Here is a 14,985-nt window from a genome sequence, read left to right on the forward strand (position 1 = left end):
ACGGGGCTTTTTTTCGGCATCTGGACCGGCGGCAGGATCAGTCGCGGTTCGGCTGCGGAGTCAAGCGCAGATAAGGGCGGATCGCCTTGTAACCCTTAGGGAATTTCTGCTTCAGTACCTCGGGGTCCTGCAGCGATGGCACGATCACGACATCCTCCCCATCTTTCCAGTTTCCTGGCGTGGCGACCGAATAATTATCGGTCAGCTGCAGGGAGTCGATGACGCGCAGGATCTCGTCGAAATTGCGGCCGGTGCTGGCTGGATAGGTAATGATCAGACGCACTTTCTTGGCCGGATCGATCACGAACAGCGAACGCACAGTCGCCGTTGCGCTGGCATTCGGATGGATCAGGTCATACAGTTCCGACACCTTGCGGTCGGCATCGGCGATGATCGGGAAACCAACCACGGTGTTCTGCGTTTCGTTGATATCCTTGATCCATTCCTGATGCTTGTCGGCAGGATCCACAGACAGCGCGATCACTTTCACGCCGCGCTGTTCAAACTGCGATTTCAATTTGGAAGTCAGGCCGAGTTCAGTGGTGCAGACCGGCGTAAAGTCAGCCGGATGGGAAAACAGCACCACCCACGAATCGCCGGCCCAGTCATAGAAATTGATCTTGCCGAGCGATGAGTCCTGCTCAAAATCGGGGGCGACGTCGCCAAGGCGTAAAGTCATTTCAGTCTCCTTTGGATTGCATGGGGAATTGCGAAAACATCGAACTAAAACTATACCCTGTCGCAGCCACAGCTTAAAGAATTTTATCTACTATCTACATAACCGCAGGTTGGATACAAATGAGTAGGCATAGCGATCAGCTATCCAGCACCGATAATGATTGCAGGAACTTATCGGCGTTCTGGTAACCGATGACGCGTCCGCGAGGGACTTCCTGTCCCTGTCCGTCAAACAATATGATGCCTGGCGGTCCAAACAGATTAAAGCGCTTGAGCATGGCCTTGTCGTCCGCGTTGTTGGCCGTGACGTCGATTTGCAGCAAAATCATTTCGCCGAAGCGCGCTTGCACGCGCGGGTCGGTGAACGTGAGTTTTTCCATTTCCTTGCACGACACGCACCAGTCCGCATAAAAATCCAGCAATGCCGGCTTGCCGTTGGTCTGTGCCAGGGCAGCATCCAGTTCGGCCACTGATTTGACTCGGACAAATTGCGTATGCGCGCTTTGCTGCGCTCCACCCAGGTGCGCCAACGGCGCCAGCACATCGCGCCCGCCGCTGATGCCGCCGACCAGCTGCACCACGCCGCACACCATGAACACCACGCCGAATGCCTTGGCGAACCAGGCCGACGATTTACCCCACAGCAGGTATGCGCCGTAGCCTATGCCCAGCGCGACCCAGCCCAGAATCTGCGCCAGCGCCGGCATCACCGGCGCCACCATCCATAACGCCACTGCCAGCATCAGCATGCCAAAGAAACGTTTTACCGATTCCATCCAGGCGCCGGCGCGCGGCAACAGTGAACCGGCGGAAATGCCGACCAGCACCAGCGGCACGCTCATGCCGGCCGCCATCGCAAACAGCGCGCTGCCGCCGACCACTACGTCACGGGTCTGGCTGATGTACACCAAGGCGCCGGCCAGCGGAGCTGCCACGCACGGTCCGACAATCAATGCCGAAATCGCGCCCATCACAAACACGCCAATCAGCTTGCCGGCCGATTGCTGGCCGGAGGCTTGCGTCAGCCTGGTCTGGAAAGCCGCCGGCAGTTGCAGCTCATAGAAACCGAACATGGATAGCGACATCAGCACCATCAGCAAAGCGAACGCCGACAATACCCACGGATTCTGCAAAGTGGCGGCCAGGCCTTCGCCAGCCAGGCCGGCTGCAACGCCCAGCGCGGTGTAGACCAGCGCCATCCCTAGCGCATAGGTCACTGAAAGCAGGAAACCGCGGCCACGGCTGACCTTGGTGCCTTCGCCGACAATGATCGACGACAGGATAGGCACCATGGGCAGGACGCAGGGCGTGAAGGCGAGCCCCAGGCCCAGCAGCAGGAACAGCGGCATGATCACCAGCAGTTTGCCGCCCTTCAGCGATGATTCGATGCGGCCGCTCTCGGTATCGGCAGGAGCGGATGGAATCACGCTCCCAGGCGCCTGTACGGCGGCCGCAGAGGCATTACCGCCTGCGACCGGCGTATCGATGGCGCTGCTGCCTTTCGCGATACCCATCGCGCTCAGCAGGCCGCCAGCGGAGCTGCCGCCGGTGGTGGACAGGCTGATGCTCGAATCCATGGGCGGATAGCACAACCCCTTGTCGGCGCAGCCCTGGCCGGTGGAAATCAGCGTGAAGCTGCCGTTTGCCTCGACCGGCAGGCGGATGGTGACGCTGTGATGATAGGTCTCGACATTCTTGTTGAAGGTCTGGTCGAACTTGACAGTGCCGGCAGGGATCTGCGGTTCGCCCAGCGTGGCGCCTTCGGCCTTGAAATGGAAACGCTCGCGATACATGTAATAGCCGTCGGCAATCGCGTAGGTCACTTCGGCTGTCTTGGCATCGGCCATGCGCGCTGAAAACTTGAACGCCACTTCCGGCGCCAGGTAGTCGTCTTCCTCGGCATGCGCCAGGCACAGCGCGAACATCATGGCAAACAGCAGGGACAATTGCCTAATGTGCTTAATAAGGTACTTAAACATTCACGTCCTTTTGGGTTTCTGCAGTAATCCAGTCCAGGTAGGCCGGCAAACCGGCCACGATCGGCAAGGCAATTATTTCCGGCAACGCGTACGGGTGGGCCGCCTTGATTGCAACCTCCAGCTCCGCATAGCGAGCGGCGGCGGTCTTGATCAGCAAAGTCGCTTCGCTGGCCTGCTCCACCACGCCTTGCCAGCGATACACCGCTTGCACGGCTGGCAGGATATTGACACAAGCTGCCAGTTTTCGTTCTACCAGCTGCCGTGCCAGCGCTTGTGCGCTGGCCGCATCCGGCAAGTTGGTGAGTATAAGCAAGGCGTCTGACATAGTCGATTCCCCAAGGTGATCCTTACAACCGGCGCCGCGATTCAATATCATGGCGCAGGGCCGGGGAATGGCGCGCAAAACGCAAAAAAGCCAGGCTAGGCCTGGCTTTTGATTTTAACGCAGCTGAGCTGGTTAAGTTAGCTAACTGAGTTGACCAGCTTAGTCAGCTGTCGGTACATCAGCAGCATCGCTGATTTCAGGGCGGTCCAGCAGCTCGATGTAAGCCATTGGAGCGTTATCGCCAACGCGGAAACCCATTTTCAGGATGCGCAGGTAGCCGCCGTTACGGTTTGCGTAACGTGGACCCAGTTCAGCAAACAGCTTCAGGACCATTTCGCGGTCACGCAGACGGGCGAATGCCAGGCGCTTGTTCGCCAGTGTGTCGGTCTTGCCCAGTGTCAGGATCGGTTCGATCACGCGACGCAGTTCTTTTGCCTTCGGCAATGTGGTCTTGATTGCTTCGTGGCGCAGCAGCGAAACAGTCATGTTGCGCAACATGGCGAGGCGGTGGGAAGAAGTACGATTTAATTTACGGAGGCCGTGACGGTGACGCATGGTAATTCCTTTCAGTTTTTGAGTTTACATCCAGCTCTTCGATCGACTTCGGCATGTTGCCTGGGTCGCGGGCCGGTTGAAATTAAGTGCAACAATGAATACAACAAGGGTGGAACCGGTAAAACTCGCTCAGGAGCGCGGCCCAAGGGCGAGATTCTATCCCACCCCGGGCTGAACAACAAATATTACTTTTCCAGGCCTGCAGGCGGCCAGTTTTCCAGCTTCATGCCCAGTGTCAGGCCACGGGACGCCAGGACTTCCTTGATTTCGTTCAACGACTTGCGGCCCAGGTTTGGCGTCTTCAGCAGTTCATTTTCGCTACGCTGGATCAGATCGCCAATGTAGTAAATGTTTTCTGCTTTCAGGCAGTTCGCCGAACGTACTGTCAGTTCCAGGTCGTCGACCGGGCGCAACAGGATCGGATCGACTTGCGGTGCGCGCGATGGAGCTTCGGCAGCAGCTTCGGTGCCTTCCAGCGCAGCGAACACGTTCAGCTGGTCAACCAGCACACGCGCCGATTGGCGAATCGCTTCTTCCGGAGTGATCACGCCATTGGTTTCAATGTTGATGACCAGCTTGTCCAGGTCGGTACGCTGCTCCACACGCGCCGATTCAACAGCGTAGGAAACACGGCGGACCGGCGAGAACGATGCGTCCAGGATGATGCGACCAATGGTCTTGTTAGCATCTTCCGTCAGGCGACGGACGTTGCCGGGCACGTAACCGCGGCCTTTTTCAACCTTGATCTGCATGTCGAGTGCGCCACCGGCTGTCAGGTGGGCAATCACGTGTTCCGGATTGACCAGTTCGACGTCATGCGGCAGGTCGATGTCGGAAGCCAGGACTGCGCCTTCGCCATCTTTTTTCAGGGTCAGCGTGACTTCGTCACGGTTATGCAGCTTGAATACGACACCCTTCAGGTTCAGCAGGATATCGACTACGTCTTCCTGCACGCCGTCGAGCGACGAGTATTCGTGAACCACGCCGGCGATCGTCACTTCAGTCGGCGCGTAGCCAACCATCGACGACAGCAGCACGCGGCGCAGCGCATTGCCCAGGGTGTGGCCGTAACCACGTTCAAACGGTTCCATCACGACTTTAGCGTGGCCGGCACCCAGTGCTTCTACTTCGATAATACGTGGCTTCAACAAGCTGTTTTGCATGAAATGTCCTTTTCAATACCCTCGGCTCGTTACACCGATAAGGCTGATGGCATTAAGGGCGCCGCCGATAATCCTGAAGATTGCCGGCGCCACCCTGATGAAAAAGCCCCGCCTGCGGAAAATATGACTGCAGGCAGGGCCGGAAAAACTGAAATTAACGCGAGTACAGTTCGACGATCAGCGATTCGTTGACATCGTTGGCGATTTCGTTGCGGTCTGGCAGGGACTTGAAAGTACCTTCCATTTTCTTCGCATCGACCGAAACCCACGATGGCATGCCGCCTTGTTCTGCCAGCGACAGAGCTTCAACGATACGCACTTGCTTCTTGGCTTTTTCGCGGACGGCGACAACGTCGCCTGGCTTCACTTGGTAAGACGCGATGTTGACCACGTTGCCGTTGACGGTGAACGCCTTGTGCGAGACCAATTGACGGCCTTCAGCACGGGTCGAACCAAAACCCATACGGTAAACAACGTTGTCCAGACGCGCCTCCAGCAAACGCAGCAATGTTTCGCCGGTGTTGCCCTTGCGACGGTCCGCTTCAGCGAAATAACGGCGGAACTGGCGTTCCAGGATGCCGTACATACGCTTGACCTTTTGCTTTTCGCGCAATTGGTTGCCGTAGTCGGAGGTACGTGCGCCCGATGTGCGGCCATGCTGACCTGGCTTGGAATCCAGTTTGCACTTGGAATCCAGCGAGCGGCGTGCGCTCTTCAGGAACAGGTCCGTACCTTCACGGCGGGAGAGTTTTGCTTTAGGTCCGATATAACGTGCCACGATGCTTCCTTTTAAAAATATGACGCCGAGACATTACTGCCTTTTGCGGTCGACAACCGACCTGGCGCTAGTCCGGTTTGCTTTCAACCAGACAGTGGGCTTAAGAACAAAACCCGCCAAGGTCATTGGCGGGCAACTTGCAATCGCTACTGCAGGCAGCAGCGACAATCAGAATCGATTTAGATACGACGACGCTTAGGTGGGCGGCAGCCGTTATGCGGTACTGGAGTGACATCTTGAATCTGGGTGATCTTGATGCCTAGGTTGTTCAATGCACGAACCGCGGATTCACGACCTGGGCCTGGGCCCTTGATGCGAACTTCCAGGTTCTTCACGCCACATTCCACAGCCACTTTACCAGCGGCTTCGGCTGCAACCTGCGCTGCAAATGGAGTCGACTTGCGGGAGCCTTTAAAGCCAGCGCCACCAGATGTCGCCCACGACAACGCGTTACCTTGACGATCGGTAATCGTGATGATGGTGTTGTTGAAAGACGCGTGGATGTGCGCGATGCCTTCAGCAACGTTCTTTTTAACTTTTTTACGCACACGTGCTGCTGCGGCGTTATTTGGGGACTTTGCCATAATAATTTCCTTGAATCCGACTACCTAAGAACAATCAGTTGCCACGGAAGCGTGGCAGCTTAATTATTTCTTCAGCGATTGAGCGGCTTTGCGCGGGCCCTTGCGGGTACGAGCATTGGTACGAGTACGTTGGCCACGGCAAGGCAAGCCTTTACGGTGACGCATACCACGATAGCAACCCAGATCCATCAAACGCTTGATGTTCATCGACAGTTCACGACGCAGGTCACCTTCGACGACGAATTTTGCAATTTCGTCGCGCAGCTTTTCCAGCTCGTTATCGTCGAGATCTTTGATCTTCTTCGTAGTCAAAATACCCGTGCTCTCGCAAATTTCTTGTGCGCGTGGGCGGCCAACACCGTAGATGGCTGTCAAGCCGATGACGGTGTGCTGATGATTGGGGATGTTGACCCCTGCAATACGTGCCATTCGTTATTCCTCGATCAATAACGTTAATTAACCTTGGCGCTGTTTATGGCGCGGTTCCGTACAAATGACGCGAACTACGCCTTTGCGCTTAATGATCTTACAGTTGCGGCAGATCCGCTTGACTGATGCGAGCACTTTCATTTTTGCCCTCTTTCTTCACTAAAATTTGCGGGACAGAGTTAAGCGAAGCGTTACTCTGTCCCCAACACTAATAAAATTAGTTACTTGGTACGGAACACAATCCGTGCCCGGCTTAAATCATAAGGTGTCAATTCCACTGTCACCTTATCTCCTGGCAGGATACGAATATAGTTCATGCGCATCTTGCCAGAAATATGACCGAGGACGATATGTCCGTTTTCCAACTTGACTCTAAATGTTGCATTGGGGAGATTCTCAAGAATCTCGCCTTGCATCTGGATAACGTCGTCTTTTGCCATTCGGTCTACTGGTTCCTCTGGTCGTTCATCTCAACTTACCGCGTCGAAACGCCGCCCTTGAAATTTGCCTTACGCAGCAGCGAATCATATTGCTGCGACATCACGTAATTCTGTACCTGCGCCATGAAGTCCATGGTGACCACTACGATAATCAACAGCGATGTACCACCAAAATAGAACGGTACCTTCCAGCGAGCGATCAAGAATTCCGGAACCAGACACACTACCGTGATATAGACCGCGCCAACCAGAGTCAAACGCATCAAGATCTTGTCGATATAACGTGCTGTCTGTTCACCTGGACGAATCCCCGGCACAAACGCGCCGCTTTTCTTCAGGTTGTCTGCTGTTTCCTTGCTGTTGAATACCAGTGCAGTGTAGAAAAAGCAGAAGAACACAATCGCAATCGCATACAACAAAGCATGAATCGGCTCGCCTGGCGCCAGTGAAGCCGCCATATCCTTCAGGAAGTTGACCACCGGATTGGTTGAATCACCGGAAGTAAACCAACTCGTGATTGTCGCAGGAAACAAGATGATCGAGGAAGCAAAGATTGGAGGAATTACACCAGCCATATTCAGCTTCAGCGGCAAATGACTGCTTTGACCGCCATAAATCTTGTTGCCCACTTGACGCTTGGCATAATTCACCAGGATCTTGCGCTGGCCGCGTTCGATAAACACCACCAGGTATGTCACGCCGGCTGCGATCAGACAAATCAGGATCGCCGACAAGGCACTCATGGAACCGGTACTTACCTGTCCGAACAAACCACCAACCGCATTTGGCAAACCAGCTGCGATACCTGCAAAAATGATGATCGAGATACCATTACCAAGACCACGCTCGGTAATCTGTTCGCCCAACCACATCAAAAACATCGTTCCTGTCACCAGCGTCACAACTGTCGTGAAGCGGAAAGCCAGGCCTGCATCCAGCACCAGGCCAGGTTGCGATTCCAGCGCTACTGCAATCCCCAGGGCCTGGAACGTCGCCAGCAACAGCGTACCGTAACGGGTGTATTGGGTAATCTTGCGGCGGCCGGATTCGCCTTCTTTCTTCAACGCTTCCAGCTGAGGCGACACAATCGACATCAATTGCATCACGATCGAAGCCGAGATATACGGCATGATCCCCAGCGCAAACACGGTGAATCGCGACAACGCACCACCAGAGAACATGTTGAACATGCCCAAAATGCCGCCCTGGTGCTGCTTAAACAATTGCGCTAACTGCGATGGGTCAATTCCCGGTACAGGAATATGCGCACCAATACGATATACAACCAATGCAGCAAGCAAGAACCACAGACGGCCCCAAGGGAAGCCGCTCGCAGCACTCTTTGCAAGTTGGGGAGAAGTCGCCACTTATTGCTCCATTGCTACGAGTTAGAACGACAAATTAAGCAACCGATCCGCCCGCCGCTTCAATCGCAGCTTTTGCACCCTTGGTAGCGATCAAGCCTTTGAGCGTTACCTTCTTGGTGACTTCGCCCGACAGGATGACGCGTACCACGCGTGCCAGCTCACCGATCACGCCAGCTTGCTTCAACACCAGGATATCGATTTCAGTTACCGGCAGGTTTTCCAGGTCCGACAAACGAACTTCAGCCTTGTACGGCGTTGCCATCGACTTGAAGCCGCGTTTTGGCAAACGACGTTGCAGAGGCATCTGACCGCCTTCAAAGCCGACCTTGTGGAAACCGCCCGAACGCGATTTTTGACCCTTGTGACCGCGGCCGGCTGTCTTACCCAGGCCCGAGCCGATACCACGACCAACGCGACGCTTGTAATGCTTGGCGCCATCTGCAGGTTGAATAGTATTCAATTCCATAATTTGCTCCGTTCGCAAGCCTAAGCTTACGACACCACTTTCACAAGATAGGACACTTTATTGATCATGCCGCGCACAGCTGGGGTGTCTTGCAATTCGGAAACCGAATTGACACGACGCAGGCCCAGGCCGCGAACTGTCGCGCGATGAGTTTCGCGCGTGCCGATCAAACCCTTGATCAATTGTACTTTTACAGTCTTTGTCATTTTGATCACCTTAGCCCAGAATTTCTTCAACGGACTTGCCGCGCTTGGCAGCAATTTCCGATGGCGTGTTCATCTTTGACAAGCCGTTCAAAGTAGCACGAACCATGTTGTAAGGATTGGTCGAACCAGTGGACTTGGCCACAACGTTCGTCACACCCAGTACTTCGAAGATTGCGCGCATTGGACCGCCGGCGATGACGCCAGTACCGTCTTTTGCTGGCAGCATCAGCACCGATGAGGCGCCGTGCTTGCCGGAGATTGCGTGCTGCAATGTACCGTTCTTCAGCGTTACCTTGATCATCTTGCGACGGGCTTCTTCCATAGCCTTCTGCACTGCAACCGGCACTTCCTTGGATTTGCCCTTGCCCATGCCGATACGGCCATCGCCATCACCAACAACAGCCAATGCTGCGAAACCCATGATACGACCACCCTTGACCACTTTGGTCACACGGTTGACCGCGATCATTTTTTCGCGCATGCCATCATCCGGCTTATCGCTTTGCATTTTCGATTGCATTTTTGCCATGACGATTCTTCCTTAGAACTTCAGACCGGCTTCACGGGCGGCATCTGCCAGCACCTTGACGCGGCCGTGGTAACGGAAACCGGAGCGATCAAACGCAACTTCGGTAACTCCTGCTTTCAGTGCCTTCTCGGCAACGCGCTTGCCAACCAGAGATGCAGCTGCCGTATTGCCGCCTGCACCGGACTTGCCGGCCAGTTCTGCACGTACTTCAGCTTCCAGTGTGGAGGCCGAAGCCAGCACTTTAGCGTCAGGGCCGATGATGCTGGCGTAAATGTGCAAGTTGGTGCGATGCACTGCCAGGCGGTTCACCTTTAACTCTGCGATCTTGGCACGCGTTTGGCGTGAGCGGCGCAGACGTGATTGTTTCTTATCCATCGTCAACCCCTATTACTTCTTCTTGGTTTCTTTAAGGATTACCACTTCGTCCGAGTAACGAACGCCCTTGCCCTTATACGGCTCAGGTTCGCGGTAAGCACGAACTTCTGCAGCAACCTGACCAACACGTTGCTTGTCGATACCCTTGATCAGGATCTCGGTTTGCGTCGGAGTTGCCACGGTCACGCCTTGCGGCATTTGGTGAACCACCGGATGCGAAAAACCGAGCGACAGATTCAACTTGTCACCTTGTGCTTGCGCACGAAAACCCACGCCAACCAGGTTCAGCTTCTTTTCGAAACCCTTGGTTACGCCATTGACCATGTTGTTGACCAGAGCACGCAGGGTGCCTGACATCGCATTGGCTTCGCGGCTGTCGTCAGCGGCAGCGAAATTCAGCGTGCCGTTGTTGTTTTCGATTTTTACCAGGCCATTCAAAGCCTGGGAAAGTGAGCCCAATGGGCCCTTAACTGTGATCTGCGCTGCTGTAATGGTCGCTTCCGCGCCAGTTGGCAGTGCAATCGGCATTTTACCTACACGAGACATGTTGCACTCCTTAGGCGACGTAGCAAATAACTTCGCCACCGACACCGGTTGCGCGCGCTTTGCGGTCCGTCATGACACCAGCAGGTGTCGAAATAATTGCCACACCTAAGCCGTTCATCACGTTAGGGATGTCATCTTTGCCCTTGTAGATCCGCAGCCCTGGACGGGACACACGATCAAGACGTTCGATAACAGGACGGCCGGCGTAATACTTCAAACCGATTTTGAGTTCCGCTTTGCCGCCTTCTTCTGCGACAGCGAAATCTTCAATGTAACCCTCGTCCTTGAGGACGTTGGCAATCGCAATCTTGACCTTCGACGATGGCATTGCCACGGTTGTCTTGTGAACTACTTGCGCATTGCGGATACGGGTCAGCATATCGGCGATAGGATCGCTCATACTCATTGCATATTCTCCTATTACCAGCTTGCTTTAGTCATACCCGGAATTTCGCCACGCATGGCGATTTCACGGAGCTTAATACGGCCCAGACCGAACTTGCGGAAAGTGCCACGTGGACGACCAGTCAGGGAGCAACGATTACGTTGACGTGTCGGAGCCGAGTTACGTGGCAGCGCTTGCAATTTCAAGCGAGCTTCGTAGCGCTCTTCTTCCGATTTCGATTGGTCATCAATGATTGCCTTCAACTCGGCACGCTTGCCGGCGTATTTCTTTACCAGGTCAGCGCGCTTTTGTTCACGGTTAATCAGTGCCAGTTTTGCCATGGCAACCTCAGTTTCTGAACGGAAATTTAAATGCGGCGAGAAGCGATTTTGCTTCGTCGTCGGTCTTTGCAGTCGTCGTGATACTGATATTCATACCACGCAACACATCAATCTTGTCGTACTCAATTTCGGGGAAAATGATCTGCTCTTTCACACCGATATTGTAGTTACCACGACCGTCAAATGCGCGACCGGAAACGCCACGGAAGTCACGAACGCGCGGCAGCGCGACAGTGATCAGGCGATCCAGGAACTCGTACATCTGAGCGCCACGCAATGTAACCATGCAACCGATTGGATAGCCTTCACGGATCTTGAAACCCGCGATAGCTTTCCGTGCCTTGGTCACGACTGGCTTCTGACCTGCAATCTTGGTCAAATCGCCAACAGCGTGTTCAATGATCTTCTTGTCCGCAATCGCTTCCGACAGACCCATGTTCAGGGTGATCTTCAGGATGCGCGGCACTTCCATCACGGACTTGTAAGCGTATTTCGCTGTCAGGTCGGTAACGACTTTTTCTTTATAGAATTCTTGGAGACGGGCCATGATCTCTTAAACCTTAACAACTTCGCCACTGGACTTGAAAACGCGGACTTTCTTGCCATCCACATCTTTAAAACCAACGCGATCTGCCTTGCCAGTTGCAGCGTTGAACAACGCCACATTTGACACGTGAATTGGCATCAACTTGTCAATGATGCCACCAGTTACACCAGTCATCGGGTTCGGCTTGGTTGCTTTTTTAGCAACGTTGATGCCTTCTACGACAACATGGTTAGCATCAACGCGTTGCTTAACAACACCGCGCTTGCCCTTGTCTTTACCAGTCAGGACGATTACTTCGTCGCTTTTCCGAATCTTATCCATCTCGACTCCTTACAGCACTTCAGGCGCGAGCGACACAATCTTCATGAAGCGCTCAGTGCGCAGTTCACGAGTGACTGGTCCAAAAATACGCGTACCAATTGGCTCAAGCTTCGCGTTCAGCAGCACTGCTGCATTGCCATCGAACTTGACCAACGAACCATCTTGACGGCGAACACCTTTAGCGGTCCGCACGACAACGGCGTTATAGATCTCGCCTTTTTTGACGCGACCACGTGGCGCTGCCACTTTGACGGTAACCTTGATCACATCACCAATGCTGGCATAGCGACGCTTGGAACCACCCAGAACTTTGATACACATAACTTCGCGTGCACCAGTGTTGTCGGCTACTTCGAGCCGGCTTTCCGTTTGAATCATAATATTTTCTTTCCCAACTTAACTCGCTGCCGCACGATGCGGATTTACGGTCAGTCTTGGTCCTGTCAGGGCAACTCTGCTGAGCGCACTGCTTAGGTGGACGACTTCCAAAACTTCTTGCTAGATACTGCAGGGTGTTTATTTCGCTCTTATTGGAAGCCAACAGGAGCGAAGCCAAGCATTATTACATCAAAATGCTTGGCTCGCAACAAATACTTACAGGACTTGTGCCACTTGTACCACACGTGTCACGCTCCAAGCTTTAGTCTTGGAGATTGGACGTCCTTCTTGGATCTCGACTACGTCGCCTTCCTTGGCCTGGTTGGTTTCGTCATGTGCATGGTACTTGTTAGTACGCACGATGATTTTGCCATACAGAGGATGCTTGACGTGGCGTTCGATCAGGACGGTAACAGTCTTGTCCATTTTATCGGACACAACTTTACCAACCAGCGTGCGCTTGAGCGCTTGTTTCACTTGATCGTTCATTACAGGGCGCCCTTCGAATTGATGACGGTCTTGACCCGTGCTATATCGCGACGAACTTTCTTCAATTGCGACGTATTGCTCAATTGCTGAGTAGCGATTTGCATGCGAAGGCTAAACTGCGCCTTCAGCAACTCGTTCAGCTCTTTCGTCAAGGCCGCTTGATCTTTGTCGCGGAGTTCAGATGCTTTCATGATTCACTCCAATTATTGGCCAACTTGACGCACGACGAACGTGGTCAAAAGCGGCAATTTAGCTGCAGCCAAACGGAATGCCTCACGCGCCAGAGCTTCGTCGACGCCATCCATCTCGTACAGCACTTTACCTGGCTGGATTTCAGCCACGTAGTACTCGGGATTACCCTTACCGTTACCCATCCGGACTTCAGCAGGCTTTTGCGAAATTGGCTTATCCGGGAAAATGCGGATCCAGATACGACCACCCCGTTTGATATGACGGGTCATTGCGCGACGAGCTGCCTCAATCTGGCGCGCGGTGATACGACCGCGGCCGATCGCCTTCAAGCCAAATTCGCCGAACGACACGGCAGTGCCGCGCGAATGCGAAATGCCTTTGTTGCGGCCCTTTTGCTCTTTACGATATTTTCTGCGTGCTGGTTGCAGCATGATTATTCTCCTGCTTTCTCAGCCGGCGCAGCAACAGCAGCAACACCTTCAGCAGCGCCATCCGGCTTCTTGGCACGGGCTGGACGCGCAGCTGGCGCTCCTGGACCTGCCGTTGTAGTTTTAGCACGTGGACGACCAGCTGGTTTGCCATCATCACGACGTGGACCACGGCGTTTCTTGTCGTCGTCGTTAGGTACGTCGATTACCGGCGCTTCGCCGTTAGCCAGACGATCGCCCTTGTAAACCCAGACTTTGATGCCGATAATGCCGTACGTGGTTTCAGCTTCGCCGAAACCGTAGTCGATGTCGGCGCGCAGCGTGTGAAGTGGTACGCGACCTTCGCGGTACCATTCGGTACGTGCGATTTCGATACCGTTCAGACGGCCGGACGACATGATCTTGATCCCTTGCGCGCCCAGACGCATTGCGTTCTGCATCGCACGTTTCATCGCGCGGCGGAACATGATGCGTTTTTCGAGCTGCTGCGCGATCGAATCAGCGATCAGCTGTGCGTCGATTTCAGGTTTACGAATTTCTTCGATATTAACGTGAACCGGCACACCCATCAGCTTGGTCAGCGCCGACTTCAGTACTTCGATGTCTTCGCCTTTTTTGCCAATAACAACACCAGGACGCGAGCTGTAAATCGTGATGCGTGCGTTCTTTGCAGGACGCTCGATAACAACGCGGCCGACCGATGCGTTCTTCAGTTTTTTCTTGAGGAAAGCGCGTACTTTCAGATCTTCGCCGAGCATTTGGGCAAAATTGCTGTTGCCTGCATACCAGCGGGATCCCCAGTTACGTGTAACCGCAAGGCGAAAACCGGTTGGATGAATCTTCTGTCCCATCGTGACTCCTTAGTTTCCGACAGTCACGTAAATGTGACAGGATTGCTTCGAGATACGATCGCCACGGCCTTTTGCACGCGCTGTGAAGCGCTTGAGGACCGAACCTTTTTCCACATATATCGTCGTGACTTTCAGCTCGTCGATATCAGCACCGTCATTGTGTTCGGCATTCGCAATTGCGGATTCCAGAACACGCTTGATGATAGCTGCACCTTTTTTCGGGCTGAAGGCCAGGATGTTAAGTGCTTGATCAATTTTTTTGCCGCGAATCAGGTCGGCGACCAGACGGCCCTTTTGAGCCGAAAGGCGCACACCGCGGAGGGTAGCTTTAGTTTCCATCATCGGACCTTATTTCTTAGCCTTCTTATCAGCAGCATGACCCTTGAACGTACGGGTCAGCGCGAATTCGCCGAGCTTGTGACCAACCATGTTCTCGGATACGTATACCGGGACGTGTTGCTTGCCGTTATGCACAGCAATCGTCAGACCGATAAAATCCGGCATGATGGTCGAGCGACGGGACCAAGTCTTGATTGGCTTTTTGTCTTTGACTGCTTGCGCAGTTTCAACTTTTTTCACCAGATGGGCGTCGCAGAACGGCCCTTTTTTCAATGAACGTGTCATGTGTTACCC

The 14,985-nt window shown here is 54.0% G+C and carries 27 protein-coding genes; all 27 read right to left on the minus strand.

Annotated elements, in window-relative coordinates:
• Nucleotides 1–37: 37 nt before the first annotated feature.
• A complete protein-coding gene (locus V8G57_RS07785; protein WP_014004423.1) occupies nucleotides 38–679 on the minus strand; it encodes a peroxiredoxin in 642 nt (213 codons plus the stop codon).
• Nucleotides 680–815: 136 nt separating this feature from the next.
• Complete coding sequence (dsbD, locus tag V8G57_RS07790) at nucleotides 816–2,657, minus strand: protein-disulfide reductase DsbD (RefSeq protein WP_342828889.1); 1,842 nt, start codon at nucleotides 2,655–2,657, stop codon at nucleotides 816–818.
• Entirely contained in the window at nucleotides 2,650–2,982 is a 333-nt protein-coding gene (gene cutA, locus V8G57_RS07795; protein WP_342828890.1) for a divalent-cation tolerance protein CutA, read from the minus strand. Before cutA ends, dsbD begins: the two co-directional genes overlap by 8 nt.
• Before the next feature lie 159 nt (nucleotides 2,983–3,141).
• Nucleotides 3,142–3,537: a 50S ribosomal protein L17 gene (gene rplQ, locus V8G57_RS07800; protein ID WP_092394434.1), complete on the minus strand. Its 396-nt coding sequence runs from the start codon at nucleotides 3,535–3,537 to the stop codon at nucleotides 3,142–3,144.
• 185 nt (nucleotides 3,538–3,722) lie between these two features.
• The gene (locus V8G57_RS07805; RefSeq protein ID WP_061532025.1) at nucleotides 3,723–4,700 is read right to left on the minus strand and encodes a DNA-directed RNA polymerase subunit alpha; all 978 of its coding nucleotides are present in this window, start codon (nucleotides 4,698–4,700) and stop codon (nucleotides 3,723–3,725) included.
• A gap of 154 nt (nucleotides 4,701–4,854) precedes the next feature.
• The gene (gene rpsD / locus V8G57_RS07810) at nucleotides 4,855–5,478 is read right to left on the minus strand and encodes a 30S ribosomal protein S4 (RefSeq protein ID WP_092356384.1); all 624 of its coding nucleotides are present in this window, start codon (nucleotides 5,476–5,478) and stop codon (nucleotides 4,855–4,857) included.
• Nucleotides 5,479–5,657: 179 nt separating this feature from the next.
• A complete protein-coding gene (rpsK, locus tag V8G57_RS07815) occupies nucleotides 5,658–6,062 on the minus strand; it encodes a 30S ribosomal protein S11 (RefSeq protein ID WP_014004417.1) in 405 nt (134 codons plus the stop codon).
• A gap of 63 nt (nucleotides 6,063–6,125) precedes the next feature.
• Nucleotides 6,126–6,491 (minus strand): 30S ribosomal protein S13, encoded by a 366-nt coding sequence (rpsM, locus tag V8G57_RS07820; RefSeq protein WP_092394431.1) that lies wholly within the window; start codon nucleotides 6,489–6,491, stop codon nucleotides 6,126–6,128.
• A gap of 27 nt (nucleotides 6,492–6,518) precedes the next feature.
• Nucleotides 6,519–6,632, minus strand: coding sequence for a 50S ribosomal protein L36 (gene rpmJ, locus V8G57_RS07825; RefSeq protein ID WP_014004415.1), 114 nt, complete (start codon nucleotides 6,630–6,632; stop codon nucleotides 6,519–6,521).
• An 80-nt stretch (nucleotides 6,633–6,712) separates the two neighbouring features.
• A complete protein-coding gene (gene infA / locus V8G57_RS07830; RefSeq protein WP_014004414.1) occupies nucleotides 6,713–6,931 on the minus strand; it encodes a translation initiation factor IF-1 in 219 nt (72 codons plus the stop codon).
• Nucleotides 6,932–6,966: 35 nt separating this feature from the next.
• A complete protein-coding gene (secY, locus tag V8G57_RS07835) occupies nucleotides 6,967–8,298 on the minus strand; it encodes a preprotein translocase subunit SecY (RefSeq protein WP_092394428.1) in 1,332 nt (443 codons plus the stop codon).
• 34 nt (nucleotides 8,299–8,332) lie between these two features.
• Nucleotides 8,333–8,764, minus strand: coding sequence for a 50S ribosomal protein L15 (rplO, locus tag V8G57_RS07840; protein WP_092394424.1), 432 nt, complete (start codon nucleotides 8,762–8,764; stop codon nucleotides 8,333–8,335).
• Nucleotides 8,765–8,790: 26 nt separating this feature from the next.
• Entirely contained in the window at nucleotides 8,791–8,970 is a 180-nt protein-coding gene (gene rpmD, locus V8G57_RS07845) for a 50S ribosomal protein L30 (protein ID WP_038494775.1), read from the minus strand.
• A 10-nt stretch (nucleotides 8,971–8,980) separates the two neighbouring features.
• Complete coding sequence (rpsE, locus tag V8G57_RS07850) at nucleotides 8,981–9,499, minus strand: 30S ribosomal protein S5 (RefSeq protein ID WP_014004410.1); 519 nt, start codon at nucleotides 9,497–9,499, stop codon at nucleotides 8,981–8,983.
• A gap of 12 nt (nucleotides 9,500–9,511) precedes the next feature.
• Nucleotides 9,512–9,874 carry a 50S ribosomal protein L18 gene (gene rplR, locus V8G57_RS07855; protein ID WP_041741098.1) on the minus strand — a complete coding sequence of 121 codons (363 nt, stop codon included), beginning with the start codon at nucleotides 9,872–9,874 and terminating at the stop codon, nucleotides 9,512–9,514.
• Nucleotides 9,875–9,886: 12 nt separating this feature from the next.
• Complete coding sequence (gene rplF, locus V8G57_RS07860; protein ID WP_041741097.1) at nucleotides 9,887–10,420, minus strand: 50S ribosomal protein L6; 534 nt, start codon at nucleotides 10,418–10,420, stop codon at nucleotides 9,887–9,889.
• Nucleotides 10,421–10,430: 10 nt separating this feature from the next.
• Nucleotides 10,431–10,826: a 30S ribosomal protein S8 gene (gene rpsH, locus V8G57_RS07865; RefSeq protein WP_014004407.1), complete on the minus strand. Its 396-nt coding sequence runs from the start codon at nucleotides 10,824–10,826 to the stop codon at nucleotides 10,431–10,433.
• A 14-nt stretch (nucleotides 10,827–10,840) separates the two neighbouring features.
• Nucleotides 10,841–11,146: a 30S ribosomal protein S14 gene (rpsN, locus tag V8G57_RS07870; RefSeq protein ID WP_014004406.1), complete on the minus strand. Its 306-nt coding sequence runs from the start codon at nucleotides 11,144–11,146 to the stop codon at nucleotides 10,841–10,843.
• 7 nt (nucleotides 11,147–11,153) lie between these two features.
• Nucleotides 11,154–11,693 carry a 50S ribosomal protein L5 gene (gene rplE / locus V8G57_RS07875; protein WP_061538670.1) on the minus strand — a complete coding sequence of 180 codons (540 nt, stop codon included), beginning with the start codon at nucleotides 11,691–11,693 and terminating at the stop codon, nucleotides 11,154–11,156.
• 6 nt (nucleotides 11,694–11,699) lie between these two features.
• Entirely contained in the window at nucleotides 11,700–12,014 is a 315-nt protein-coding gene (gene rplX / locus V8G57_RS07880; RefSeq protein WP_061538669.1) for a 50S ribosomal protein L24, read from the minus strand.
• A gap of 9 nt (nucleotides 12,015–12,023) precedes the next feature.
• Nucleotides 12,024–12,392, minus strand: coding sequence for a 50S ribosomal protein L14 (rplN, locus tag V8G57_RS07885; RefSeq protein ID WP_014004403.1), 369 nt, complete (start codon nucleotides 12,390–12,392; stop codon nucleotides 12,024–12,026).
• Between the two features lie 216 nt (nucleotides 12,393–12,608).
• Nucleotides 12,609–12,881 (minus strand): 30S ribosomal protein S17, encoded by a 273-nt coding sequence (gene rpsQ, locus V8G57_RS07890; RefSeq protein ID WP_014004402.1) that lies wholly within the window; start codon nucleotides 12,879–12,881, stop codon nucleotides 12,609–12,611.
• A complete protein-coding gene (gene rpmC, locus V8G57_RS07895) occupies nucleotides 12,881–13,072 on the minus strand; it encodes a 50S ribosomal protein L29 (RefSeq protein ID WP_014004401.1) in 192 nt (63 codons plus the stop codon). The genes rpsQ and rpmC overlap by 1 nt, the downstream gene beginning before the upstream one ends.
• A gap of 12 nt (nucleotides 13,073–13,084) precedes the next feature.
• Entirely contained in the window at nucleotides 13,085–13,504 is a 420-nt protein-coding gene (rplP, locus tag V8G57_RS07900) for a 50S ribosomal protein L16 (protein ID WP_092356322.1), read from the minus strand.
• 2 nt (nucleotides 13,505–13,506) lie between these two features.
• Nucleotides 13,507–14,352: a 30S ribosomal protein S3 gene (rpsC, locus tag V8G57_RS07905; protein WP_144740215.1), complete on the minus strand. Its 846-nt coding sequence runs from the start codon at nucleotides 14,350–14,352 to the stop codon at nucleotides 13,507–13,509.
• Nucleotides 14,353–14,361: 9 nt separating this feature from the next.
• The gene (rplV, locus tag V8G57_RS07910) at nucleotides 14,362–14,694 is read right to left on the minus strand and encodes a 50S ribosomal protein L22 (protein WP_014004398.1); all 333 of its coding nucleotides are present in this window, start codon (nucleotides 14,692–14,694) and stop codon (nucleotides 14,362–14,364) included.
• A 6-nt stretch (nucleotides 14,695–14,700) separates the two neighbouring features.
• Nucleotides 14,701–14,976, minus strand: coding sequence for a 30S ribosomal protein S19 (gene rpsS, locus V8G57_RS07915; protein WP_014004397.1), 276 nt, complete (start codon nucleotides 14,974–14,976; stop codon nucleotides 14,701–14,703).
• Nucleotides 14,977–14,985 lie beyond the last annotated feature (9 nt).

The organism is Collimonas rhizosphaerae (assembly GCF_038896935.1).
Taxonomy (GTDB): Bacteria; Pseudomonadota; Gammaproteobacteria; order Burkholderiales; family Burkholderiaceae_D; genus Collimonas; species Collimonas rhizosphaerae.